Annotated in this window: 18 protein-coding genes; 12 read left to right on the top strand and 6 right to left on the bottom strand. The window is 73.4% G+C overall.

What is annotated here, in order from left to right; all coding sequences use genetic code 11:
- Positions 1–137 precede the first annotated feature (137 nt).
- Together QIS99_RS27770 and QIS99_RS27765 are read right to left on the bottom strand one after the other, a co-directional pair.
- Positions 138–797, bottom strand: a complete 660-nt coding sequence (locus QIS99_RS27770; RefSeq protein ID WP_282516434.1) for an HAD family hydrolase — start codon at positions 795–797, stop codon at positions 138–140.
- A gap of 18 nt (positions 798–815) precedes the next feature.
- The gene (locus QIS99_RS27765) at positions 816–1,553 is read right to left on the bottom strand and encodes a GntR family transcriptional regulator (protein ID WP_282516433.1); all 738 of its coding nucleotides are present in this window, start codon (positions 1,551–1,553) and stop codon (positions 816–818) included.
- A gap of 322 nt (positions 1,554–1,875) precedes the next feature.
- On the opposite strand from QIS99_RS27765, the gene QIS99_RS27760 reads away from it, so the two are divergent.
- The 4 genes from QIS99_RS27760 to QIS99_RS27745 are packed head-to-tail and all read left to right on the top strand — an operon-like array spanning position 1,876 to position 5,817.
- Positions 1,876–2,994: an extracellular solute-binding protein gene (locus QIS99_RS27760; protein WP_282516432.1), complete on the top strand. Its 1,119-nt coding sequence runs from the start codon at positions 1,876–1,878 to the stop codon at positions 2,992–2,994.
- A gap of 2 nt (positions 2,995–2,996) precedes the next feature.
- Positions 2,997–3,923 carry an ABC transporter permease gene (locus tag QIS99_RS27755; RefSeq protein WP_282516431.1) on the top strand — a complete coding sequence of 309 codons (927 nt, stop codon included), beginning with the start codon at positions 2,997–2,999 and terminating at the stop codon, positions 3,921–3,923.
- Positions 3,911–4,768, top strand: a complete 858-nt coding sequence (locus QIS99_RS27750) for an ABC transporter permease (protein ID WP_282516430.1) — start codon at positions 3,911–3,913, stop codon at positions 4,766–4,768. Before QIS99_RS27755 ends, QIS99_RS27750 begins: the two co-directional genes overlap by 13 nt.
- The gene (locus QIS99_RS27745) at positions 4,765–5,817 is read left to right on the top strand and encodes an ABC transporter ATP-binding protein (protein ID WP_282516429.1); all 1,053 of its coding nucleotides are present in this window, start codon (positions 4,765–4,767) and stop codon (positions 5,815–5,817) included. The genes QIS99_RS27750 and QIS99_RS27745 overlap by 4 nt, the downstream gene beginning before the upstream one ends.
- 223 nt (positions 5,818–6,040) lie before the next feature.
- On the opposite strand, the gene murA is transcribed toward QIS99_RS27745, so the two are convergent.
- Complete coding sequence (gene murA / locus QIS99_RS27740) at positions 6,041–7,387, bottom strand: UDP-N-acetylglucosamine 1-carboxyvinyltransferase (RefSeq protein WP_282516428.1); 1,347 nt, start codon at positions 7,385–7,387, stop codon at positions 6,041–6,043.
- Between the two features lie 273 nt (positions 7,388–7,660).
- Between murA and QIS99_RS27735 the strand changes: the two genes are divergently transcribed.
- The 6 genes from QIS99_RS27735 to QIS99_RS27710 all read left to right on the top strand — a co-directional run bounded on the left by QIS99_RS27735 (position 7,661) and on the right by QIS99_RS27710 (position 16,039).
- The gene (locus tag QIS99_RS27735) at positions 7,661–8,260 is read left to right on the top strand and encodes a YqgE/AlgH family protein (protein WP_282516427.1); all 600 of its coding nucleotides are present in this window, start codon (positions 7,661–7,663) and stop codon (positions 8,258–8,260) included.
- Positions 8,261–8,323: 63 nt separating this feature from the next.
- Positions 8,324–8,611: a DUF3039 domain-containing protein gene (locus QIS99_RS27730; protein ID WP_282516426.1), complete on the top strand. Its 288-nt coding sequence runs from the start codon at positions 8,324–8,326 to the stop codon at positions 8,609–8,611.
- Between the two features lie 157 nt (positions 8,612–8,768).
- On the top strand, positions 8,769–10,403 hold the full coding sequence (locus QIS99_RS27725; protein WP_282516425.1) for a beta-N-acetylhexosaminidase: 1,635 nt from the start codon (positions 8,769–8,771) through the stop codon (positions 10,401–10,403).
- 406 nt (positions 10,404–10,809) lie between these two features.
- Complete coding sequence (locus tag QIS99_RS27720) at positions 10,810–11,715, top strand: FAD binding domain-containing protein (protein WP_282516424.1); 906 nt, start codon at positions 10,810–10,812, stop codon at positions 11,713–11,715.
- Positions 11,712–13,763, top strand: a complete 2,052-nt coding sequence (locus QIS99_RS27715; protein ID WP_282516423.1) for a (2Fe-2S)-binding protein — start codon at positions 11,712–11,714, stop codon at positions 13,761–13,763. The genes QIS99_RS27720 and QIS99_RS27715 overlap by 4 nt, the downstream gene beginning before the upstream one ends.
- On the top strand, positions 13,760–16,039 hold the full coding sequence (locus QIS99_RS27710) for a xanthine dehydrogenase family protein molybdopterin-binding subunit (RefSeq protein ID WP_282516422.1): 2,280 nt from the start codon (positions 13,760–13,762) through the stop codon (positions 16,037–16,039). Before QIS99_RS27715 ends, QIS99_RS27710 begins: the two co-directional genes overlap by 4 nt.
- Before the next feature lie 33 nt (positions 16,040–16,072).
- Here the strand turns inward: QIS99_RS27710 and QIS99_RS32240 are convergent, their stop codons facing one another.
- Positions 16,073–16,492 carry a hypothetical protein gene (locus QIS99_RS32240; RefSeq protein WP_349017334.1) on the bottom strand — a complete coding sequence of 140 codons (420 nt, stop codon included), beginning with the start codon at positions 16,490–16,492 and terminating at the stop codon, positions 16,073–16,075.
- A 251-nt stretch (positions 16,493–16,743) separates the two neighbouring features.
- On the opposite strand from QIS99_RS32240, the gene QIS99_RS27700 reads away from it, so the two are divergent.
- A complete protein-coding gene (locus QIS99_RS27700) occupies positions 16,744–17,538 on the top strand; it encodes a cutinase family protein (RefSeq protein WP_282516421.1) in 795 nt (264 codons plus the stop codon).
- 30 nt (positions 17,539–17,568) lie between these two features.
- On the opposite strand, the gene QIS99_RS27695 is transcribed toward QIS99_RS27700, so the two are convergent.
- Complete coding sequence (locus QIS99_RS27695) at positions 17,569–20,640, bottom strand: AfsR/SARP family transcriptional regulator (RefSeq protein WP_282516439.1); 3,072 nt, start codon at positions 20,638–20,640, stop codon at positions 17,569–17,571.
- 86 nt (positions 20,641–20,726) lie between these two features.
- A complete protein-coding gene (locus tag QIS99_RS27690) occupies positions 20,727–22,598 on the bottom strand; it encodes a serine/threonine-protein kinase (protein ID WP_282516420.1) in 1,872 nt (623 codons plus the stop codon).
- Positions 22,599–22,803: 205 nt separating this feature from the next.
- Here QIS99_RS27690 and QIS99_RS27685 point away from each other — a divergent pair, with 205 nt between their 5' ends.
- Entirely contained in the window at positions 22,804–23,433 is a 630-nt protein-coding gene (locus tag QIS99_RS27685; protein ID WP_282516419.1) for a GNAT family N-acetyltransferase, read from the top strand.
- Positions 23,434–23,464: the final 31 nt, after the last annotated feature.

Raw genomic sequence — 23,464 nt, 5'->3', positions numbered from 1 at the left:
CCCCCCCTCCCGGGCGGGGCGGCGCCCCCCCGCCCCGCGCCGGCCCCCCCCCTCTCTGCGTGCCGCGGGCCGGTGCCCCTTTGGCAGAGGTGCCCCTCTGCCAAAGGGGCCCCTCTGCCAAAGGGCCACCTCTTCTGCTAAAGGGCCACCTCGTCCAGCGTCCGCACCAGCGTCGTCCGCGGCCCCGGCACGATCCCCGGCACCGAAGGCACCGCCAGGAGGTGGCAGCCCGCCGCCAGGGCCGCTGCCGCGCCCGTCGGCGTGTCCTCCACGGCCAGGCAGTCCGCCGGGTTCACGCCGAGCGCCGCCGCCGCCGTCAGGTACGGCTCCGGGTGCGGCTTGCCGCGTACCGTCTCGCCCGACGTGACCGAGGTGTCGAAGCGGTGCCGCCCCAGGGTGTCGAGGACCAGGTCGGCCACGTGCCGCTCCGAGGCCGTCACCAGCGCCGTCGGGACGCCGAGCGCCCGCGCGCCGTCGAGCAGCCGCAGCGCGCCCGGCTGCACGGTCACGCCCGCCGCCACCCGGGCGGTGAACGCCCGGTCCAGGATCTCGGCGCACTCCGCCGCGGTCAGGGCCGTCAGCTCATGTCGTACGAGATGGTCCGCGGCGTCGGCCACCGCCGCGCCCGCGAACGGGGCCAGGGTCGGGCCGCTCGACGGGGAGCCCTGCGCGTGCAGGAACTCCGCGACCGCGTCGAGCCAGGCGTGCTCGGTGTCGACGAGGGTGCCGTCCATGTCGCAGAGCAGCGCGGCGGGGCGGGGCAGGGCGAGGGGGAGTGCGGGGGCGGGGCTATTCAACTGCGGGTTCCTCAAGGGTCAAGGGGACGTGCGGGCCAGGGGGTTGGCCTGCACGGAGTTGCGGACGGTGAAGACGACCGTGCCGGGCCGGTAGCGGTCGTCGGAGGTCTCCACCGGGCGGCCCTCGGCGGTGGTCGTGGTGCGGCGTACGCGAAGCAGCGGGGAGCCGCGGCGGACGGAGAGCTCGCGGGCGTCGACCGTGCCGGCCGGGACCGCGTCCAGGTGGTGCTCGCCGTGCGACATCACCAGGCCGACCGCGTCGTACAGGCTCTGCGTCACCGACTCGCAGTCGTCCGGCAGGGATGCGACGGCCTCGGCGCACCAGCCCGCGTACACCGTGCGCTCCAACAGGACCGGCTCGCCGTCCAGGGTGCGCAGGCGCCGGACGTGCAACACCTCATCGTCCGGGGCGAGTTGGAGCTGGGCCGCCTCAGCCTCGGTGGCCCTGCCGCGGCGCGCGGACAGGACCCGGCCGCCCGGGGTGCGGCCGCCCGCGCGGGCCCACTGGGCGAAGCTGCGCAGCTCGGTGAAGCTCTGGCTGGGCGTGGCCGCGAGCACCACGCGCCGGGCGCCCTGCCGGGAGCCGATCAGGCCCTCCGACTGGAGCGTGCCGAAGGCCTGGCGCAGCGTGCCGCGCGACACCCCGTGGGCGGCGGCGAGTTCGGACTCCGAGGGCAGGGCGGCGCCCACCGGATACTCGCCTTCGGCGATGGCGCGGCGCAGCTCGTCGGCGATTTCCTCGTGCCGTCGGGTCACTTGTCTCCTTGGACGGGTCGTGCTGGCGGAGAGGGCTCGATCATGTCATCCGGACCCGCCGTGCGCACCCCCGTACTGTGCGCAGATGTGCACAGGAGAGGTGAGTGGGACCCTGCTTCTAACCGTTCGCCGCGTAGCTAAACACTTCTCTTCATAACGCTTTTGACCTGCGGTTTTTCTTCACCGAGAGCTTTACTGGGCAGTCACTTGGCGGTTATCTTCGTCCGGCTTACTGACGGTGGCTTGTCCAGACAGGTGGCGGGCCAAAGACCCGGGAGTACCCATCGTGAAGGCATACCGTCCCCGTGGTGCGAGGCGCGCCGTGACCGTCGCCGCCTGCGCACTCGTCACCGCCGTCGCCGCCACCGGCTGCGGTGCCGCGCCGAGCGCGGACGCGCAGAACAGCAAGGCGGGCAAGGCCCGTTCGGCGGCCGACCTCGGCGGCATGGACAAGCTGGTCGCCGCCGCGAAGAAGGAGGGCGAGCTGAACGTCTACGCCCTCGCGCCCGACTGGGCGAACTACGGCGAGATGATCAAGGCCTTCGAGAAGAAGTACGGGATCGAGGTCCACAACGAGAACCCGGGCGGCAGCAGCCAGCAGGCCCTCAACGCCGCCGCCAAGCGCAAGGGCCAGCCCCGCGCCGTCGACGCCCTGGACCTCGGCACCGCGTACATGCAGAACGCCAAGGCCAAGGACTTGCTCGCCCCGTACAAGGTCGAGGGCTGGGACGCGCTGCCGAAGGCGCAGAAGGAGGCCGACGGGTCCTTCGCGGACAACTACGGCGGCTACATCTCCATCGGCTGCGACGCCAACGCCGTCAAGAAGTGCCCGGAGACCTTCAAGGACCTGCTCAAGCCGGAGTACCGGAACAAGGTCGCCCTCAACGGCAACCCCACCGAGTCCAGCTCCGCGCTCTCCGCGGTGTTCGCCGCGTCCCTCGCGAACGGCGGCTCGCTCGACGACATCCAGCCCGGCCTCGACTTCTTCAAGAAGCTGAAGCAGAAGGGCAATTACGTCCCCGCCGAGTCCACCCTCGCCACCATCCAGAAGGGCGAGACGCCGATCTCCATCGACTGGGACTACCTCAACCTCGGCTACGGCGACAAGCTCAAGCCGAAGGGCGTCGACTGGCAGGTCACCGTCCCCGAGGACGGCCAGTACTCGCTGTACTACAACCAGGGCGTCAACAAGTACGCCCCGCACCCGGCCGCCGCCCGCCTCTGGCTGGAGTTCGTCTACAGCGAGGAGGGCCAGAACATCTGGCTCAAGGGCTACTCGCGCCCCGCCCTCCTGGACCGGATGAAGCAGGACGGCACCGCCGACAAGGCCGCCGCCGCCAAGCTCCCCGAAGTCACCGGCGCGCCGAAGTCCGCGAGCCCCGAGCAGGAGGCCGCGGCCAAGGAGAAGGTCGTCCAGGGCTGGGGCAAGGCGGTCGGCTGAGCATGACGGAGCACGTACTCGAAAAACCCGCCGTACGCGCGGACGACCCCGCGCCGCGAAAGCCCGCGCGCCGGGGCCGGGGCCCGGGGCGCGGCCGGGCCCGGTGGCTCGCCGTCGTCCCGTTCTTCGCGTTCCTCGCGGTCGCCTTCGGCCTGCCCGCCGGGACCATGGCGTACGGCGCGTTCACCGCGACCGACCCGGCGACCGGAGCGACCCGCTTCACCACCGACAACGTCACCGGCGCGCTCTCCGGCGTGTACGCGGAGGGCCTGGCCGGCAGCGTCCGGCTCTCCCTGACCACGGCGCTGCTGGCGACCGTCGTCGGCGCGGTGATCGCCCAGGCCCTGGTCGCCTCCGGCCGGCCCGCGCTGCGCCGGGCCGTGGTGGCGGCCTGCGGCGTGTTCGCCAACTTCTCCGGCGCGCCGCTCGCGTTCGCGTTCATCGCCACCCTCGGCACCACCGGCACGCTCACCCGGATGCTGTCCCTGGAGTCCACCGGCTTCAGCGTCTACACCTTCACCGGGCTCGTCCTCGCGTACCTGTACTTCATGGTGCCGCTGATGGTCGTCACCGTCCTGCCGGCCTTCGACGGGCTGCGTGTCCAGTGGCGGGAGGCCGCCGCGTCCTGCGGGGCGACGCGCGGGCAGTTCTGGCGGCACGTCGGCCTTCCGGTGCTCACGCCGTCGCTGCTCGGCGGGGCGGTCCTGATGTTCGGCACGGCCTTCGCGTCGCACGCCACCGCGGCCGTACTCGTGGGCGGCTCCGTGCAGTTGATCACCATTCAGATCGCCAACGCCCTCAACGGCAACGTCCTCGCCGGGCAGGAGAACCTGGCGCTCGCGATGAGCCTCAACATGGTCGTGGTCGCGCTGCTCGTCATGGCCGTACAGATCCCGCTGCAGCGCAGGAGTGCCCGATGGCTCGGATGACGTCGCGCGGACCGGTCCTCGGGATCGCCGCGCTCTACTTCCTCGTACCGGTCGCGGCCTCGCTGTGGTTCACGATCGCCGGCGCGGACGGCATCGGCTTCGAGGTGTACGCCAAGGGCCTCGGCTCGGACGGCCTCACCACGAGCCTGCTGCGGTCCGTCTCCATCGGCCTCGCCACCGTGGCGCTCGGCCTGCTGCTGATGGTGCCGACCGTCGTCGCCGTCGCGCTGCGCCTGCCGAAGCTGCGCCGGGTCGTCGAGATCCTCTGCATGATGCCGCTGGTCGTCCCGCCGATCGCGCTGGTCGCGGGCGTCGCCACGGTCCTCTCCTGGCAGCAGGACCTCGCCGCCACCCCCCTCTACGGCACCTTCCAGGCGCTGATCAACCGCGACTTCCCGCTCATCCTCGTCATCGTCTACACGGTGATGTCGCTGCCGTTCCTGTACCGCTCCCTCGACGCGGGTCTGCGCTCCGTCGACCTGCGCACCCTCGTCGAGGCCGCCCGCAGCCTCGGCGCCTCCCGTACGCAGACCCTGCTCCAGGTGATCGCGCCCAACCTGCGCCAGGCCGTCATGGGCGGCGCGGTGCTCAGCCTCGCCATGGTGCTCGGCGAGTACTCGGTCGCGTCCGTCCTCGGCTTCGAGCCGTTCGCCGTGTGGATGGTGAACGTCGGCGACAGCGAGGCCCAGCTCTCCGTCGCCGCCGCGATGCTGAGCCTGCTCTTCACCTGGGGGCTGCTGCTCCTGCTCACGGCGCTGGCCGGCGGCCGTACCCGCTCCAGCTCCCGCTCCAGCTCCCGCTCCCGCTCCCGCTCCCGCTCCCGCAAGCAAAGGAAGACCGCATGACCGTCCCCGTGCAACTCAAGCAACTGCGCCGGGAGTTCGGGTCCACGGTGGCCCTGGACGGCCTCGACCTGGACATCGCGCCCGGCGAACTCGTCGCCCTGCTCGGCCCGTCCGGCTGCGGCAAGACGACGGCGCTGCGCATCATCGCGGGCTTCGAGTCGGCGGACGGCGGCGAGCTCCTGATGGATGGCCAGGACGTCACGTCCGTGCCCGCGCACCGCCGCGACATCGGCATGGTCTTCCAGTCGTACTCCCTGTTCCCGAACATGACGGCCGCCGAGAACGTCGCGTACGGGCTTCGGGTGCGGGGCGTCTCGTCCGGTGAACGGGCCGCGCGGGCCGCGGAGTTGCTGGACCTGGTCGGCCTGCCCGGGCGCGGCGGGCACTACCCGCACCAGCTCTCCGGCGGCCAGCAGCAGCGCGTCGCGCTCGCCCGGGCCCTCGCGATCCGCCCGCGCGTCCTGCTCCTCGACGAGCCGCTGTCGGCGCTGGACGCCAAGGTGCGGCTGACGCTCCGTGAGGAGATCCGCCGCATTCAGCTGGAGCTCGGCATCACCACGGTCTTCGTCACGCACGACCAGGAGGAGGCCCTGTCCATGGCGGACCGGGTCGCCGTGATGCGGGACGGCCGCCTCGAACAGTGCGCGGCCCCCTCGGAGCTGTACGACCGCCCGGCCACGCCGTTCGTCGCGGAGTTCGTCGGCACGATGAACCGGGTGCCGGGGGTGGTGCGGGACGGGTCCGTCGTGGAGGTGTTCGGACGGCGGCTGCCGGTGCACGGGGACGCCGTCCTCGGTGCGGGTACGGAGGTCGACGTACTGCTCCGGCCGGAGGGGTTCGGCGTGGCGCCGGGCGGGGACGCGGTGGTCCGGGTGGCGACGTTCCTCGGCGCGACGACCCGGCTGCACGTTGCGACTGCGTCGGGGCTCGCGGTGAAGGTGGATGTTCCCAGCTGGGAGGCGAACGGGCTGACGCCCGGGGCTTCTTGCACGGTCCGGCCGCACGAGAAGCCGGTGCTGGTGGCGGAACGTGCGGTGCCGGTCGGCTAGTTGCTTCTTCCCCTCCCCGCCCCTTCCCGAAAGTCCTGCCGGACGGGCCTCCTCAATCGCCGGAGGGGCTGAATTTTCAGCCCCTCCGGCGATTGAGGAGCGGGGGTCCGGGGGCGGAGCCCCCGAAGCTCCGCAGGATTTCGGGAAGGGGCGGGGAGGGGAAAACGCAACGGAGCGGCACCCCCGACCAGGGTGCCGCTCCGTCGACGTACGGTCGGAGTGATCAGACCAGCGCGCCGCCCGGCAGCTCCACCTTCGCGCCGAGCTCCACCAGCTTCTCCATGAAGTTCTCGTAGCCCCGGTTGATCAGGTCGATCCCGTGCACCCGGGACGTCCCCTGCGCGGCAAGCGCGGCGATCAGGTACGAGAAGCCGCCCCGCAGGTCGGGGATGACCAGATCCGCACCCTGCAGCTTCGTCGGGCCCGAAACCACCGCCGAGTGCAGGAAGTTGCGCTGGCCGAAGCGGCAGTCGGAGCCGCCGAGGCACTCGCGGTACAGCTGGATGTGCGCGCCCATCTGGTTCAGCGCGGACGTGAAGCCGAGCCGCGACTCGTACACCGTCTCGTGGACGATGGACAGGCCCGTGGCCTGCGTGAGCGCCACGACGAGCGGCTGCTGCCAGTCCGTCTGGAAGCCGGGGTGGACGTCCGTCTCCAGCGCGATGGACTTCAGCTGGCCGCCCGGGTGCCAGAAGCGGATGCCCTCGTCGTCGATCTCGAAGGCGCCGCCGACCTTGCGGTACGTGTTGAGGAACGTCATCATCGAGCGCTGCTGGGCGCCCCGTACGTAGATGTTGCCCTCGGTCGCGAGCGCCGCCGAGGCCCAGGACGCGGCCTCCAGGCGGTCCGAGAGCGCGCGGTGGTTGTAGCCGCCGAGCTTGTCGACACCCGTGACCCGGATCGTCCGGTCGGTGTCCATGGCGATGATCGCGCCCATCTTCTGCAGCACGCAGATGAGGTCCTCGATCTCCGGCTCCACGGCCGCGTTGGACAGCTCCGTGACACCCTCCGCCAGGACGGCGGTAAGCAGCACCTGCTCGGTCGCGCCCACCGACGGGTACGGCAGCCGGATCTTCGTGCCGCGCAGCCGCTGCGGGGCCGTCAGGTACTGGCCGTCGTCCCGCTTCTCGATCGTCGCGCCGAACTGCCGCAGCACCTCGAAGTGGAAGTCGACCGGCCGGCCGCCGATGTCGCAGCCGCCGAGCCCCGGGATGAACGCGTGGCCCAGGCGGTGAAGGAGCGGGCCGCACAGCAGGATCGGAATGCGGGACGAACCCGCGTGCGCGTCGATGTCCGCGACGTTGGCGGACTCCACGTGTGACGGGTCGAGCACCAGCTCGCCCGGTTCGTCGCCTGGGCGCACGGTCACCCCGTGCAGCTGCAGCAGGCCGCGCACGACCCGCACGTCGCGGATGTCCGGGACATTGCGCAGGCGGCTCGGACCGCTGCCGAGCAGCGCGGCGACCATGGCCTTGGGCACCAGGTTCTTGGCGCCGCGGACACGGATCTCGCCCTCCAGCGGGGTTCCGCCGTGGACAAGCAGTACGTCGTCATTGCCGTTGACGGTCATCTATCTCGCGTTCCGATGAGGTGGGCAGGGGCCGAAGAGACAGGGTAATGGGCCCCAGACCCCTTCCCGTAAGGCCGAGGGGGGTCTCGTACGTCATGACTTCGCCACAACACGAACCGTGCCTTTTCCTGCGCATACGGTCACCAAAAACGGATGCTTACGACATGTGCCCGAGCCGTGCGCGGGGTGTGCATCCCTGCGCTGTGAGCTGCGACGGCCTGCGTACCGCCGTCCGCTCCCCACCGAGGGCGAAGATGCGGGATCATGTCAGCCATGACCGAGGTGTCCTCGCTCACAGGGCGGCTGCTCGTCGCCACACCGGCCCTGGCGGACCCGAATTTCGACCGCGCCGTCGTGCTCGTGCTCGACCACGACGACGAGGGCTCCCTCGGCGTGGTCCTGAACCGCCCCACCCCCGTCGGCGTCGGCGACATCCTGGAGGGCTGGGCCGGCCTCGCCGGCGAACCCGGCGTCGTCTTCCAGGGCGGGCCCGTCTCCCTCGACTCGGCGCTCGGTGTCGGCGTGATCCCCGGCGAGGAGGAGACCCCGTCCGGCGGCGCGCCCCGCACCGGCAGCCGGGACCCGCTCGGCTTCCGCCGCGTGCACGGCGCGATCGGCCTGGTCGACCTGGAGACCCCGCCGGAACTCCTCGCCGCCGCCCTCGGCTCCCTGCGCATCTTCGCCGGGTACGCGGGCTGGGGCCCGGGCCAGCTGGAGGACGAGCTGGCGGACGGGGCGTGGTACGTCGTGGAGTCCGAGCCGGGGGACGTGTCGTCGCCGGTGCCCGAGCGGCTGTGGCGGGCGGTCCTGCGACGGCAGCGCAGCGAACTCGCGATGGTGGCCACGTACCCGGACGATCCGTCGCTCAACTGACCGGCGGGCGGCCGTGTGCGGGTGCTGCCGCGCACCCGCGGAGCCTGGGTACCCTTGGCAGTTATGAGCACTCAAGAGCCCGAGCGCGGGGCAGGTACGGGGACCCTCGTAGAGCCGACACCGCAGGTGTCGCACGGCGACGGCGACCACGAGCGCTACGCCCACTACGTCCAGAAGGACAAGATCATGGCGAGCGCGCTCGACGGAACACCCGTCGTCGCACTCTGCGGCAAGGTCTGGGTCCCGGGCCGCGACCCGAAGAAGTACCCGGTGTGCCCCATGTGCAAGGAGATCTACGAGTCCATGGGCGCGGGTGGCGACAAGGACAAGGGCGGCAAGGACAACAAGTAGCCCGTCCTCCTGAGGGCACCTCCCAGTGGTAGCCGGGGGAGGCTGAGGACGAGGCCGCAGGTCGAAGGCAGGCCGAAGAGGGAGCGGGGTCTGGGGCGGCAGCCCCAGGTTCCCGAGTCACGTACGACGGCACCCGATCCGTGCTACGCAGGACCGCATGACACTCGCGGATCTCATTCCGGCACCCGCCACCGCCCACCCCACCGACGACACCTTCGTCCTCGACACCTCGACCGTCATCGAGGCCGCCCCCGGCACCGAACGCACCGCCCGCTGGCTGCGCTCCACCCTCGGCGCCGCCACCGCACTCCCGCTCGCCCCGGGCGCCGACGGCCCCGCGATCCGGCTGCGTATCGCACCCGCGGAACTCGGGGGCGTACCCGAGGCCCACCGCCTCCGCATCGACGCCGAGGCCGTCACCCTCACCGGCGCCGACGCCGCCGGGGTCTTCTGGGCCGCCCAGACCCTGCGCCAGCTCCTCGGCCCCGACGCCTTCCGCCGCGCACCCCTCGACCCGGACCGCCGCTGGACCCTGCCCGGCGCCGTCGTCGAGGACGCGCCCCGCTTCGGCTGGCGCGGCATGATGCTGGACGTGGCCCGGCACTTCCGGCCCAAGGACGACGTCCTGCGCCAACTCGACCTGCTCGCCGCGCACAAGCTGAACGTCTTCCATTTCCACCTCACCGACGACCAGGGCTGGCGCATCGAGATCAAGCGCCACCCGAAGCTCACCGAGACCGCCTCCTGGCGCCCCCGCACCAAGTACGGCCACCGCGCGTCCCCGCTCTGGGAGGACCGGCCGCACGGCGGCTTCTACACCCAGGACGACATCCGCGAGATCGTCGCGTACGCCCGCGAGCGGCACATCCGTGTCGTCCCCGAGGTGGACATCCCCGGCCACTCGCAGGCCGCGATCGCCGCGTACCCGGAGCTCGGCAACACCGACGTCGTCGACACCGCCGCACTCGGCGTCTGGGACACCTGGGGCATCACCCCCAATGTCCTCGCCCCCACCGACGCCGTACTCCGGTTCTACGAAGGTGTCCTTGAGGAGATCCTGGAACTCTTCCCGCCCGACACCTCGCCGTTCGTGCACATCGGCGGCGACGAGTGCCCCAAGGACCAGTGGCGGCAGTCGCCCGCCGCGCAGGCCCGCATCAAGGAGCTGGGCCTCGCCGACGAGGACGAGCTGCAGTCCTGGTTCATCCGGCACTTCGACGGCTGGCTCAGCGGGCGCGGCCGCCGCCTCATCGGCTGGGACGAGATCCTGGAGGGCGGCCTCGCGCCCGGAGCGGCCGTCTCCTCCTGGCGCGGCTACGCGGGCGGCATCGCGGCCGCACGCGCGGGCCACGACGTCGTCATGTGCCCCGAACAGCAGGTCTACCTGGACCACCGGCAGCACGGCGGCGAGGACGAGCCGGTCCCCATCGGGTACGTCCGCACCCTGGAGGACGTCTACCGCTTCGACCCCGTACCGCCGCAGCTCACCGAGGCCGAGGCCCGGCATGTGCTCGGCACGCAGGCCAACGCCTGGACCGAGGTGATGGAGACCCGCCAGCGCCTCGACTACCAGGTCTTCCCGCGCCTCCTCGCCTTCGCCGAGGTCGCCTGGAGCGCCCTGCCGCCCGCCGCCGAGCGGGACTTCGCGGACTTCGAGCGCCGCATGACCGCCCACCTGGCCCGGCTCGACGCCCTCGGCGTCGACTACCGGCCGCCCTCCGGACCTCACCCGTGGCAGCGGCGCCCCGGCGTGCTCGGACGCCCGATCGAGGGAGCGCCCCCGAACGTGTGAGGCCACCGCCAACCCGCACGCCCCGGGGGTGCGGCCCTGGGAGCGTGGGTGCCCGTACGTACACCGTCGCGCACCTCTCGGTCGCGCACCTCTCGTACGTGGCGGAATACCTGTCGGAATACGTGGCGGAATACCTGTCGGAAACGTGTCGGAAAACGTGTCGGAAAACGTGCGGGGAACAACGGCCCAAGCCCCGTCGAACGGCTGCAACGGGCAGTAAACGGTGAGGACATGGGAAACCGGACGTATCCCGTCGTCACGGGACGGACCACTCCTAGCGGACCCCCGCGTCGGGCGACCCGGAAGATGTGCCAGAGTTGCCACGTCCGGCCTGTGAGCACGTACCGTACGGCGCAGTAGGCACACCCTGGCTCACTTGCTCGGTCGTAGGGAAGGGGCAGCCGGTTTGACCACGCACGCACCGCAGTCGCCGCAGGCGGCACAGGCTGCACATGCGGTGAAGTTGCCTGCCACGCTGGACGAGGCGGTGGCGGCGCTCGCCGCCATGCCCGCCGCAGTGCCGGTGGCGGGCGGCACCGATCTGATGGCCTCGGTCAACTCCGGACTCCTCAGGCCCGCCGCCCTCGTGGGCCTCGGCCGGATCAGCGAGATCCGCGGCTGGCAGTACCAGGACGGGCACGCCCTGCTCGGCGCCGGACTCACCCACGCCCGCATGGGCCGCCCCGACTTCGCCGCGCTCATGCCCGCGCTCGCCGCCGCCGCCCGCGCCGCCGGACCGCCCACGGTACGCAACGCAGGCACCCTCGGCGGCAACATCGCCTCGGCCGCGCCGACCGGCGACTCGCTGCCCGTACTCGCCGCGCTCGAAGCCACGTTGGTCATCGCGGGACCGGGCGGCGCCCGCCGCGAAGTGCCCGTGTCGCACCTGCTCGCGGGCATGGACATGCTGCGCGCGGGCGAGCTGATCGGCTTTGTGCGCGTACCGCTGCTGCACGCCCCGCAGGTCTTCCTCAAGGCCACCGGACGCACCGGCCCCGGCCGTGCCACCGCCTCCGTCGCCCTCGTCCTCGACCCGGCGCGGCGCGGCGTGCGCTGCGCGGTCGGCGCCATCGCACCGATGCCGCTGCGCCCCCTGGAGGCCGAGGAGTGGGTGGCGTCGCTGATCGACTGGGACGCCGAACGCGCCCTCGACCCGCAGGCCCTGCACGCCTTCGGTGACTACGTCGCCGCCGCGTGCATCCCCGACCAGGCACCGGACGGCACGCAGGAACAGCTGCCGCCCGCCGTACTGCACCTGCGGCGCACCGTCGCCGTACTGGCCCGACGAGCACTGGGGAGGGCGCTGTCGTGAGCGACGCCAACGGCAACACCGGGGGCGGTGTCGAGCACGGGAACGGCGGCTGGGAGCCCATCCCGCAGGGCGAGTACGACGCCGACGCCACGGCCTTCGTGCAGATCCCCGAGGGGTTCGGCCTCGCCGACTTCGAGGAGGGCGGCACGACCACGCCGCTCGCCGCACCCGGCGGTTACGTGCCGCCGCAGATCTCCGTGACCGGCGGCGCGGCCACCGACCCGGCCGCGACCAGCGCGTTCGTCGTCCCCACGATGGGCGCCGACCCGGCACAGCCCGCCCCCGAAGAGGTCCACTGGCCCGAGCCGAACGCACCCCAGCAGCCGTACGGCCAGGACATGTACGGCCAGGACATGTACGGCCAGGGCGGGTACGGCCAGGACGGGTACGGGCAGGGTGACTTCGGCGGGTACGGGTACGGGTACGAGGGCGGGGGAGGGGGCGGGTACGAGGTCGGCCAGGACCCGGCGGCCTATCAGGACCCTTCCGGGTACGCGTACCCCGACCAGGGCTACACCGGGTACGACCCGCTCCCGCAGGACCAGGTGGCCCCTCCGGCGTACGCGGACCCGGCGGCCGGGCAGCCGGACCTCACCGGTCAGGCCGATGTCACCGGGCAGTGGTCGATTCCGCTCGCGCAGGGTGAACTCCCGGACGAGTCGGGCGAGTTCACGCAGTCCTCGCTGATCGAGCAGTGGGGCGGCGAGGCCCCGGCGACCCTGCCGGGGGGTGCGGCGGCGCCCTGGGCGACGAGCGTGCCGGAGCGCGAGCCCGAGCCCGAGCCCGAGCTTGTTCCCGAGCCCGTCTCCGAGCCCCTCCCCGAGCCCGTCTCCGAGCCCGTCTCCGAGCCCCTCCCCGAGCCCGTCTCCGAGCCCGTCTCCGAGCCCGTCTCCGAGCTCGTGGAGTCTCCCGCCGAGATGACCGCCGAGCTGGGGATCGTACGGGACGTACCTCCGGTCGAGGCGCCAGCGAGGGACGAAGTCCCGGTCGACGAAGCCGAGTTGACGGCCACGGAGCAGGAGCCGGAGCGCGAGCCCGAGCCGGAGCCCGAGACCGCTGACGAGTCCGTCGAGTCCGTCGAGTCCGTCGAGCCCGTCGAATCCGTCGAGCCCGTCGAATCCGTCGTCGATGAACGCGATGAACGCGATGAACGCTATGAACGCGATGAAGTCGCTGAACCCGAGGCGGACGCCGAGCCCGAGTCCGCCCCCCAGCCCGAACCCGTACCGACTGCCGAAGCCCAGCCCGTACCGGAACCCGGGACGACCCCCGCCGTAAGCACCACCCAGGAGCAGCCCGCCGTACCGCACGACGAGCACCCGCTCGCCTCGTACGTCCTGCGGGTGAACGGGGTCGACCGGCCCGTCACGGACGCCTGGATCGGGGAGTCGCTGCTCTACGTGCTGCGTGAGCGGCTCGGGCTCGCCGGGGCCAAGGACGGCTGCTCGCAGGGCGAGTGCGGGGCGTGCGCGGTGCAGGTGGACGGGCGGCTCGTCGCGTCCTGCCTGGTGCCCGGCGCGACCACCGCGGGCAGCGAGGTCCGTACGGTCGAGGGGCTCGCCGCCGGCGGTCAACCCTCGGACGTACAGCGGGCGTTGGCGTGCGGCAGCGCCGTGCAGTGCGGATTCTGCGTACCGGGCATGGCGATGACCGTGCACGACCTGCTTGAGGGCAACCCCGACCCGAGCGAGCGCGAGACCCGGCAGGCGCTCTGCGGCAACCTCTGCCGCTGCTCCGGCTACCGCGGCGTCCTGGACGCGGTGCGCGACGTCGTGGCCGAGCGCCGGGCCTCGGCCGAGGCGGAAGCGGAAGCGGAGGCGGAGGCAGGGGCGGAAGCGGAGGCAGAGGCGGCTGTGGCCGCGGCAACGGCAGGCGAACTCCCGCACGGCGAGGCGGAGTCGGCGGACGGCGCGGCCGCGCTCCGCATCCCGAACCAGGCCCCGCCCGGCGCCGGCGGAGTCCACCCGCAGCACTACCCGCAGGGCACCCCTGAGGACTACCCGCAGGGCGCCCCCCAGGACTACCCGCAGGACGGAGGACCGGCGTGAGCACCGAAGCGCCCGCCGCCGACGCGCCGCAGCCCGAGCACGGCATCGGCGCGTCGCTGCAGCCCGCCGACGCGCAGGCCAAGACGGAGGGCACGTTCCCGTACGCGGCGGACCTGTGGGCCGAGGGCCTGCTGTGGGCCGCGCTCCTCCGGTCGCCGCACCCGCACGCCCGCATCGTCTCCGTCGACACCACGGAAGCACACGCGATGCCCGGCGTACGAGCCGTAGTCACCGCCGCCGACATCCCCGGCGACGCCGCGCACGGCCGCCGCGTCCACGACCGCCCGGTCTTCGCCGCCGACCTGGTCCGCCACCACGGCGAGCCGATCGCCGCCGTGGCCGCGGACCACCCCGACACGGCCCGGATGGCCGCGGCCGCGATCCAGGTCGAGTACGAGGTCCTGGACCCGGTCACCGACCCCGAGCAGGCCTTCGCCGCCGAGCCCCTGCACCCCGACGGCAACCTGATCCGGCACATCCCGCTGCGCTACGGCGACCTGGAGGCCGCGGGCGAGGTCGTGGTGGAGGGCCTGTACCGCATCGGCCGCCAGGACCCGGCCCCCATCGGCGCCGAGGCGGGCCTCGCGGTGCCGCGCCCCGACGGCGGCGTCGAGCTGTACGTCGCCTCCACCGACCCGCACACCGACCGCGACCTGGCCGCCGCCTGCTACGGCCTGGACCCGGACCGCGTGAAGGTCGTCGTCACCGGCGTGCCCGGCGCGACCGCCGACCGCGAGGACCCCGGCTTCCAACTCCCGCTCGGACTCCTGGCGTTGAAGACCGGCTGCCCGGTCAAGCTGACGGCGACCCGCGAGGAGTCCTTCCTCGGCCACGCCCACCGCCACCCCACCCTGCTCCGCTACCGCCACCACGCCGACGCCGAGGGCCGCCTGGTCAAGGTCGAGGCGCAGATCCTGCTCGACGCGGGCGCGTACGCGGACGCGTCATCGGAGTCCCTGGCCGCGGCCGTGTCGTTCGCCTGCGGCCCGTACGTCGTCCCGCACGCCTTCATCGAGGGCTGGGCGGTCCGTACGAACAACCCGCCGTCGGGCCATGTGCGCGGCGAGGGCGCGATGCAGGTGTGCGCGGCCTACGAGGCGCAGATGGACAAGCTGGCGGGGAAGCTGGGCCTCGACCCGGCCGAGCTGCGGCTGCGCAACGTCCTCGCCACGGGCGACATCCTGCCCACCGGCCAGACGGTCACCTGCCCGGCCCCGGTCGCCGAACTCCTGCGCTCCGTACGGGACTTCCCCCTCCCCCCGCTCCCCAAGGACCTGCCGGAGGAGGAGTGGCTGCTGCCCGGCGGCCCGGAGGGCGCGGGCGAGCCCGGCGCGATCCGCCGGGGCGTCGGCTACGCGCTCGGCATGGTGCACATGCTGGGCGCGGAGGGCGCCGACGAGGTCTCCACGGCCACCGTCAAGGTGCAGGACGGCGTGGCCACGGTGATCTGCGCGGCGGTCGACACGGGCCAGGGCTTCTCCACGCTCGCCCGGCAGATCGTCCAGGAGACCCTGGGCATCGACGAGGTCCACGTGGCCTCGGTGGACACGGACCAGCCCCCGGCGGGCCCGGCCTGCCGAGGCCGCCACACCTGGGTGTCCGGCGGGGCGGTCGAGCGAGCCGCGAAGATGGTCCGCACCCAGCTCCTGCAGCCCCTGGCGGCCAAGTTCGGCATGTCCACGGAGCTGCTCCAGATCACCGACGGCAAGATCACCTCGTACGACGGAGTCCTGTCCACGACGGTCACGGAGGCCATGGACGGCAAGGAACTCTGGGCCACGGCCCAGTGCCGCCCGCACCCCACGGAGCCGCTGGACGACACCGGCCAGGGCGACGCGTTCGTGGGCCTCGCGTTCTGCGCGATCCGCGCGGTGGTCGACGTGGACGTGGAGATGGGCTCGGTGCGGGTGGTCGAGCTGGCGGTGGCCCAGGACGTCGGCCGCGTCCTCAATCCGGCCCAGCTGAAGGCCCGTATCGAGGCCGGTGTCACTCAGGGCGTCGGCGCGGCCCTCACGGAGAACCTCCGCACCCCGAAGGGCCTGATCCGCCACCCCGACCTGACGGGATACGCCCTGCCGACGGCCCTGGACGCCCCCGACATCCGCATCGTCAAGCTGGTCGAGGAACGCGACGTGGTCGCCCCGTTCGGCGCGAAGCCCGCCTCGGCGGCCCCGGTGGTCACGTCCCCGGCGGCGGTGGCGGGCGCGGTGCGGGCCGCCACGGGACGCCCGGTGAACCGGCTGCCGATCCGGCCGCAGGGGGTAGTGGTCCGGTGATCCGGCCCCCACGCTCCGCCGCCGTTCCGCGCCCTACGGCTGAGGCCGGCGCTGCCCCGGGATCTGTGGGGCGGCGTGCGTCGCGAGCGGGACGTTGTACGAGACGGTCTGCGTGACGATCCGCCCGGAGGGGAGCCGGACCCGGGTGCGGGCGAGGTAGCCGTGGGCCTCCAGCTCGCGCAGGGCGGAGGCGATCCGTACCTCCCCTTCGGTGAACCGCCCGGCCAGCGCCCTGATGCTGACGTCGGACCCTTCGGGCAGCGACTGGATGTACGCGGAGATCCCGATCGCGGTGGCGGAGAGCTCGGGGTGCTGGAGCAGGTCATCGCTGAGGACGGTGAACTCCTCGCCCGGCTGATCGCTCATGTACTCCTCGCTCATGTACTCCTCGCTCATGCAGTGGTCGCTCATGCAGTGGTCGTTCGTGTGCTGGTCGTTCGTGTGCTCGTTCATGGTCGGGAGCCTGGTGCGGCAACTGGCATATGCGCAAGGCAAGTTGGGTGACGTCACCCGCCCGAGTGACCGGGCCGGTCGGTCTCGGCCCCTGCGCCCGGCTCGCCCGCCTCCTCACCAGCCAAGTCATCGTCATGTCATCGCGATGCCAACTCTCCTCCCTAGGTTGTGAGTTGCTCGATTCGAGCGGCGTACGTTCCAGACTCCTAGGGGGAGATCAGCTCATGGTCAGGACGAGCAGCAGGAGCAGGGTGAGGCGGGTTCTCGGTGCCGCTGCCGCGACGGTGGCGATGGCGGTCGGGTCCGTCGTCGCGCTTCCGGGCGCCGCGCAGGCCGCTGAAGAAGATCGGTACTACATTCAGATCGGCGGCACCGGCGCCACCCCGGGCGCGCCGCACTGTACGTACTCGTACGACGCGGCCAACGCGAAGCACCAGCTCGGGGACCGGGCGATCCCGGTGTGCTACCCGGCTTCGGCCGGCCCGTTCATCGGTCCCGGCGGGCCGCTCGTCGACGACAAGGGCGTGCACCCGGAGGCCCTCACCGCGCCGACGTACGACGCCAGCGTGCGCAAGGGCATCGAGGAGGGGCTGCGCGTCGCGGAGGAGACGCACCAGAAGCACCCGGAGGCGCAGCTCACGATCGCCGGGTACTCGCAGGGCGCGCACGCCGCCGACGAGATCCTGCAGAAGATCGCCCGCGGCGAGACGAGCATTCCGCGCGAGCTGGTCACCGGCAAGCTGTACGCCGACCCGATGCAGCCCGGGACCGGCCTCGGCGCGCAGGCTCCGCGGGGCTTCGGCATCCCCGGGTTCTTCACCGCGCCCGGCGCCGGGCCGACCGACTTCAACGGCATCCCGGTCACCCGGTACTGCATCAACGGCGACCCGATCTGCGACGCCAGCCTGCTGAACGCGCCCGGGTACTACTTCAAGCACGGCAACTACCCGAAGCCCGGCAACGTCATCGAGCAGACCCTCACTCAGGAGAGCGCCCCCGGCATCCAGTGGCGGGACGACCAGGGGAACCCGGCTCCCCGTCCCTGACCCATGCAGGACCGACGGGGGCGTCGGACGTCACGCACCACTGTCCGGCCGCCCCCGTCGCCCCAAAGCGTCCCGCCCCAAAGTGTCCCGCCCCAAAGCGTCCCGCCCCAAAGCTTCCCGCCCCAGCGCGTCCAGCACCCGCCTGACCCGCGCCCGCCCCTCCTCCGTGCCCGGCAGGTTCGTGGCGCGGGCGAAGAAGTCGCGGGCGCCGGTCAGGTCCTCGGCGGCGGCTCCGTACCAGACGAGCTGGTGGCGGATGACGATCTCCGAGTCCGTGCCGGTCTGCTCGTCGAGGAGGGCGCGGGCCCGGCGGCGCAGGTCCGCCGCGGCCGAGGGGTTGCCGAGGTGGGTCTCGGCGGTGGCGAGGCGGTCGAGGACCGCGGAGTGCAGGGGGACGTCGCCGAGGCGGCGCGCCAGGTCCTCGGCCTTGCCGAGCGCGCCCGCGGCCTCGGCGGGCCGGCCCAGGTCGAGCTGGAGGCGGCCGAGGCGGAGCAGGGTCTTGCCGAGGAGCCGGGGGCTGCCGGACCGCTCGGCGAGGGTGATGGCGTCGGTGTAGCGGTCGTACGCCTTGTCGTGCTCGCCGAGCTGGTGGTGGATGTCGCCTACGCGGGTCATCACCGAGCCGATCAGCCAGTCGTCGTGCTCCAACTCGCCGACCAGGCGGGCGACTTCGGCGAAGTGGGTCATGGACTCGGCGGCGTCGCCCTCCAGGTTGGCGAAGGTGCCGAGCCCGGCGGAGGCGCGGGCCCGCTCGTGCGGGTCGTCGGCGCGGCGGCTGAGGTCCAGCGCCTCCGTGAGCCAGCGGCGGGCCTCCCCGTAGTGCCCCTGGAGGCCGTACATGATGCCCATGCCGGTACGCAGAGCGGAGGCGAGGCGCGGCTCCGAGGCGCGGTCGGCCAGCGGCAGGGCGGTCTCCAGGGCGGTGCGGCACTCGTGGAAGCGGCCCTGGCGGGTGAGGTAGTCGACGAGCCCTTCGGCGAGCCGGCAGGCGTCGTCGACATGGCCCGCGGCGACGGACCGCCCGATCACGTCGACGAGTTCGGTGCCCGCGGCGTCCAGCCAGGCCGCGGCCTCCTCCCAGTCGGCGAACGGGCCGGTGTCGCGGGCGTCGGCGCCGGGGACGGACGTGCCCCAGTCACTGGCGGCGCGGGCGGCCGTCACGTACAGCCGGAACACCCCGCCGCGCGCGGCCGCCGCCTCCTTCGGGCGGGTCGCGGCGACCCGGCGGGCGTAGGCGGCCACCAGGTCGTGCAGCCGGTAGCGGTCGGCGGTGACCTGCTGCACGAGGCTCGCGTCGGCCAGGTGCTCCAGGGCCTGCTCGGCCGCCGCGGGCGGGACGCCGAGCAGTGCGGCGAGCGTGAGCCGGTCGAACTGCACGGTCGGCGAGAGCCCGAGGGCCCGGAACGCGCGCTGCTCGCCGGGCGGGAGCTGCCCGTACGAGACCTTGAAGGCGACCTCGACGCTGCGGTCCTCGACGGCGAGTTCGTCGAGGCGGCGCTCGTCGTCGCCGAGGCGGGCCGCCAGCGCCTCGACCGCCCACAGCGGGCGGTCCTGGATCCGGGCCCCGACGATCCGAAGGGCGAGCGGCAACCGGCCGCAGAGCGCGGCCAGTTCATGTACGGCTTCGTGTACGGCGGCCCGCTCGCGCGCGGAGCCCGCGCCGCCGACGATACGGGTCAGCAGGCCCGCCGCCTCGTCGAGGCCGAGCGGCGCGAGGGAGATGCGGCGGTCCGCGTCCAGGCCGGTCAGGCGCTGCCGGCTGGTCACCAGGACCATGCTGCCGGGCCCGGCGGGCAGCAGCGGGCGCACCTGTTCGGCGGCGGAGGCGTCGTCCAGTACGAGAAGGAGGCGCAGGGAGGCCGTCGCCGCGCGCCAGGACGCGGCCAGCTCGTCCAGGTCCTCGGAGTCCTCGCCCTCGCCCGCGCCCACCGACCGCAGGAGGCGGCGCAGGACGCGCTGCCTCCCCGCCGCCGGGTGCTCCTCGCGGTGCCCGTGCAGCTCCACGAACAGACAGCCGTCGGGGTAGCCGGCCGACAGGGCCCGCGCCGCGTGCACGGCGAGCGCGGTCTTCCCGATCCCGGCCATGCCGTCCACGGCCCGTACGGTGACGACGCCCGCGTCGGCGTCCGCGACGAGGAGGCCGAGCTCGCGCTCGCGGCCGGTGAACTTCCCTATGTCCACGGGGAGTTCCTGACGGCGAGGGGACTTCTGGTACGAGGGCGGGGGTGCGGGTATGGGCGCGGGCCCGTGGGTCTGGGTCTGCGCCTGGGCCTGCGCCTGGGCCTGCGCCTGCGCCCCGGCCTCGCCGCGCAGCACCGCCTCGTGCGCCTGCCGCAGCTCGGGGCCGGGGTCCACGCCCTGCTCGTCGACGAGGCGGCGGCGCACGGCGGCGTACACGTCGAGCGCGTCGGCCTGCCGGTTCGCGGCGTACAGGGCCCGCATCAGGAGCGCGGCCAGCGCCTCGTTGTACGGGTGCTCCGCGGCCAGCGCGTACAGCTCGCCCACCGCCTCCGCGTGCCGCCCGAGCCGCAGCCGTGCCGCCGCCAAGTCCTGGGCCAGGGACAGCCGTTGCTCGGTGAGGCGGAGCCGCTCGCCCGCCGCGAAGGGGCCGGGCACGGAGGCCAGGGGCTCGCCGCGGAACAGGCCGAGTGCGGTGGACCAGGCCGCGGCCGCGGCGTCCAGGTCCCCGGCGTCCCGTGCCGCGCGCCCCTCGGCGGCCAGCTGCTCGCAGCGGTCCACGTCCACCTCGACCGCGCCCTCGGCGTTCGCGGGCGTGAAGCGGTAGCCGCCGCGGGCGGTGCCCAGCACGGAACCGGCGGCGCCGCGTCCGGGAGCGTCGAGGCGCCGGCGCAGGCGGTGGACGTAGACCGGGATCACCTTGGCGCCGGTGCCGGGCGGCTCGGTTCCCCAGACGCCGTCGAGGAGTTGCTGTCGGGTGACGGTGCGGTCGGGGCGGAGGAGGAGGGCGGTGAGGAGGGCCTGCTCGCGGACCGGGCCGAGGTCTACGGGGGTGGGGCCGCGCCAGGCCTGGAGGGGGCCGAGGAGAGCGAATCGGAGGTGCGTGTTTGCATCTGCATCTTCACCAGCGGATAACTCGCGCATGATCGCCACGCGGGGAGTTTATAGAGCGGCGGGTTCGGGGCGGGGGTCCTTGCAAGATCCGCCCGGACTTTTCCCCTCCCCGCCTCCTATCCCCCGGCCGTGAACGATTCCAGCGCCACGTCGAAGTGCCGCTTGGCCGTGGCCTGTTGGGGGCTCGGGCCCGAGATCCACAGGTCGTACATCCTGCCGTTCTCGTCCCAGCTCAGGTCGTACGTCTTCCGGGGCCCGCCGTCCGCCGCCGTGCCGTCCCAGGTGAACGTCCAGAGCGCGGCGGCGTGGCCGTTGTGGGTGGTCTCGGTGACGGAGCCGTTGCGGTAGCCGGGGTAGTCGTCCGGGCCGTCCTCGTGGGCCTGCCGCATGACCGCCAACGGGCCCTGGGGGTCCTGGGGTTGCGGGTGGAAGCCGAGGCGGAACTTCTTGCCGGGGGAGTAGTAGTACACGCGCGGGGCCTCGTAGGAGCGGGTGAAGCCGTCGGGGACCGCGACCTTGAAGCCCAGCGGGTCGGTGACCGTGCGGTACCCGGCGGGCGCCGGGTCGGCGGCGGGCGTCTCGGAGCCGTCGTCGGCCGGGGTGTCGGCCGCGTTGCCGCCGTCGCCGTTGCCGGGCCGCTCCTTCTCGGTGGGCGCGGTGGGCTTCGCGCGGTCGGAGGCGGTGGGGTTCGGGGACGCGTCCGGGACGCGGTCGCCCCGGGGGCGGTCCGCCGTCGGGGTCGGGCCGACCTCGACCTGCCCGGCTTCTCCCCCGGCCTCGGAGGCCCCGTCGCGGCCCGCGTACCAGAGGCCGAAGCCGGTGCCGCCCCCCGCGAGCGCCAGGGCGAGGGCGCCCGCGAGGACGGCGGTACGCACCCGGGGGCGGCGCGAGGGCGGCGGCGCGGGCCGGGTCGAGGCGACCAGCGGCTCGGCGGGCTCGGCGGGCTCAGCAGGCCCAGCAGGCCCAGCAGGCCCAGCGGGCGAGCCGGCCTGCTCGGGCACGGTCTGCGGGGTGCCGGGCGCACGGGACGCCTGTCCGGCCGCGCGGCGCGGGGGAGGGGCGGCCACGGGCGCCGCGGCGTGGGCGACGCGCGGGTCGGCGGGCGCAGCGGCGGCGGCGGCAGCGGCGGCGACGCGGGCGCCTGCCGTGGCCAGCGGGGCCGTCACCGCGTCCTCGGCCAACGGCCACAGCAGCCGCTCCGCCTCGTCGACGTCGAGCCGGTGCGCCACGTCCCGCTCCAGGAGCCCGCGTACGACCGGGGTGAGCGGGCCCGCGGCGGCCGGGATGCGGATCTCGTCCATCACGACGGCGTGCAGCACCCCGGCGACCGAGTCGCGGTGGAACGGGGACTCGCCGTCGACCGCCGCGCACAGCAGCACCCCCAGCGACCACAGGTCGGACTCGGGGCCGGTGTGGCGGTTCGACATGCGCTCGGGCGCCGTGTACTCGGGCGAGCCGACGAACGAGCCGGTCTCGGTGAGCGTCGTCTGGCCCGCGACCTGCGCGATGCCGAAGTCGGAGAGGACCACGCGGCCGGTGCGCGCCTCGATGAGGACGTTGGCCGGCTTGAGGTCGCGGTGCTGGACGCCCGAGGCGTGCGCCGCGCGCAGGGCGTCGAGCAGGGCGAGTCCGACGCGGGCGGCCTCGGCGGGGGCGACCGGTCCTTCGAGGGCGATGCGGTCGGCGAGGGAGCGGCCGTCGATCAGTTCCATCACGATCCACGGCTGGGCGTCGTGCTCGACGATGTCGTGCAGCACCATGATGTTGGGGTGCCGCACCTGCGCCACCGAGCGGGCCTCGCGCAGCGTCCGCTCGCGCTGCATCTCCGCGTCCATGGACGGCAGTCCGTCGTCGACGTGGAGTTCCTTGACGGCGACGGCGCGGCCGAGCAGCTCGTCCTGCGCACGCCAGACGGTGCCCATGCCGCCGCGGCCGAGCCTGGCCGCGATGCGGTACCGGCCCGCGATGAGATCCCCCGTGCTTGCCATGCCCACATCATGCCGCAAGCCTCCGGCACCCCCGGTGTGGCGGTGTCCCGGCCCGCACGCGACGATTCGGGGCGAGGCGGGCGAAGCGCTGTCGCAGGAGAGACGGGAGGGGTTTCCCGTTACCTGGGGTGCGAGCAGCCTGTGCAGAGTAAACGCAGGCCGGAAGGGGCGGATGAGCTTCATGCACACCGAAGGTGGAGATGCTGTGGAAGGTGCGCGACAGGAGCTCGCACAGGGGGAGTTGTACGTACGAGAGAGGGCTGCGGCCGAGGAGGACCCCGACCCCGTACCGGCCCTCCCCGCCGCCCCCGTCGTCATCCGCGGAGACGGGCTCGTCCTGCGCGAGTGGACCGAGGACGACCTGCCTGCGATGGCGGAGCTCTTCGACGAGCCCGGCATCGCCCACCGCACCCCGCTCGCCTCGCCCTTCGACGCGCAGGCCGCCCGCGCCTACCTCGACCGGGCCCGCGCCACCCGGGCCGACGGCACCCGGCTCCAGCTCGCCGTCACCGAGGACGGCGCGACACCGCTCGGCGAGGTGCTGCTCGGCTCGCTGGGCGCGGAGCGGCCGGCCGGCGCGGTCACGCTCGGGTACGCGATCGGCGCCGCCCACCGCGGCCGCCGCCTCGCCCTGCGCGCGACCCGGCTGCTCACGGCGTACGCCCACACCACCCTCGGCCTGCACCGGATCAGGCTGCAGATCGAGCCGGACAACGCGGCCAGCACCGGGGTGGCCCGCGCGGCGGGCTACCGGCTGCGGACCGACGTACCGCCGACCACGGGCACCCAGAAGGGGCGCACCTACACCCTCCAGGTCTGGGAGCACACACGATGAGTTCCGGGGCCGGGAGCGGTCTACCCAGGTG

It is taken from the genome of Streptomyces solicavernae (assembly GCF_029968095.1).
In the GTDB taxonomy this organism is placed as follows: domain Bacteria; phylum Actinomycetota; class Actinomycetes; order Streptomycetales; family Streptomycetaceae; genus Streptomyces; species Streptomyces solicavernae.
Note: the sequence above shows the minus strand (reverse complement) of the source record. Positions and strands in the feature narration are given on the sequence as shown.

Excerpts from the sequence above, each read along its gene's own strand:
- QIS99_RS32240 (WP_349017334.1), bottom strand. The coding sequence starts at position 16,492 with ATGAACGAGCACACGAACGACCAGCACACGAACGACCACTGCATGAGC.
- QIS99_RS27745 (WP_282516429.1), top strand. The coding sequence starts at position 4,765 with ATGACCGTCCCCGTGCAACTCAAGCAACTGCGCCGGGAGTTCGGGTCC.
- QIS99_RS27750 (WP_282516430.1), top strand. The coding sequence starts at position 3,911 with ATGGCTCGGATGACGTCGCGCGGACCGGTCCTCGGGATCGCCGCGCTC.
- QIS99_RS27695 (WP_282516439.1), bottom strand. The coding sequence starts at position 20,640 with ATGCGCGAGTTATCCGCTGGTGAAGATGCAGATGCAAACACGCACCTC.
- QIS99_RS27690 (WP_282516420.1), bottom strand. The coding sequence starts at position 22,598 with ATGGCAAGCACGGGGGATCTCATCGCGGGCCGGTACCGCATCGCGGCC.
- QIS99_RS27730 (WP_282516426.1), top strand. The coding sequence starts at position 8,324 with ATGAGCACTCAAGAGCCCGAGCGCGGGGCAGGTACGGGGACCCTCGTA.
- QIS99_RS27755 (WP_282516431.1), top strand. The coding sequence starts at position 2,997 with ATGACGGAGCACGTACTCGAAAAACCCGCCGTACGCGCGGACGACCCC.
- QIS99_RS27735 (WP_282516427.1), top strand. The coding sequence starts at position 7,661 with ATGACCGAGGTGTCCTCGCTCACAGGGCGGCTGCTCGTCGCCACACCG.
- QIS99_RS27725 (WP_282516425.1), top strand. The coding sequence starts at position 8,769 with ATGACACTCGCGGATCTCATTCCGGCACCCGCCACCGCCCACCCCACC.
- murA (WP_282516428.1), bottom strand. The coding sequence starts at position 7,387 with ATGACCGTCAACGGCAATGACGACGTACTGCTTGTCCACGGCGGAACC.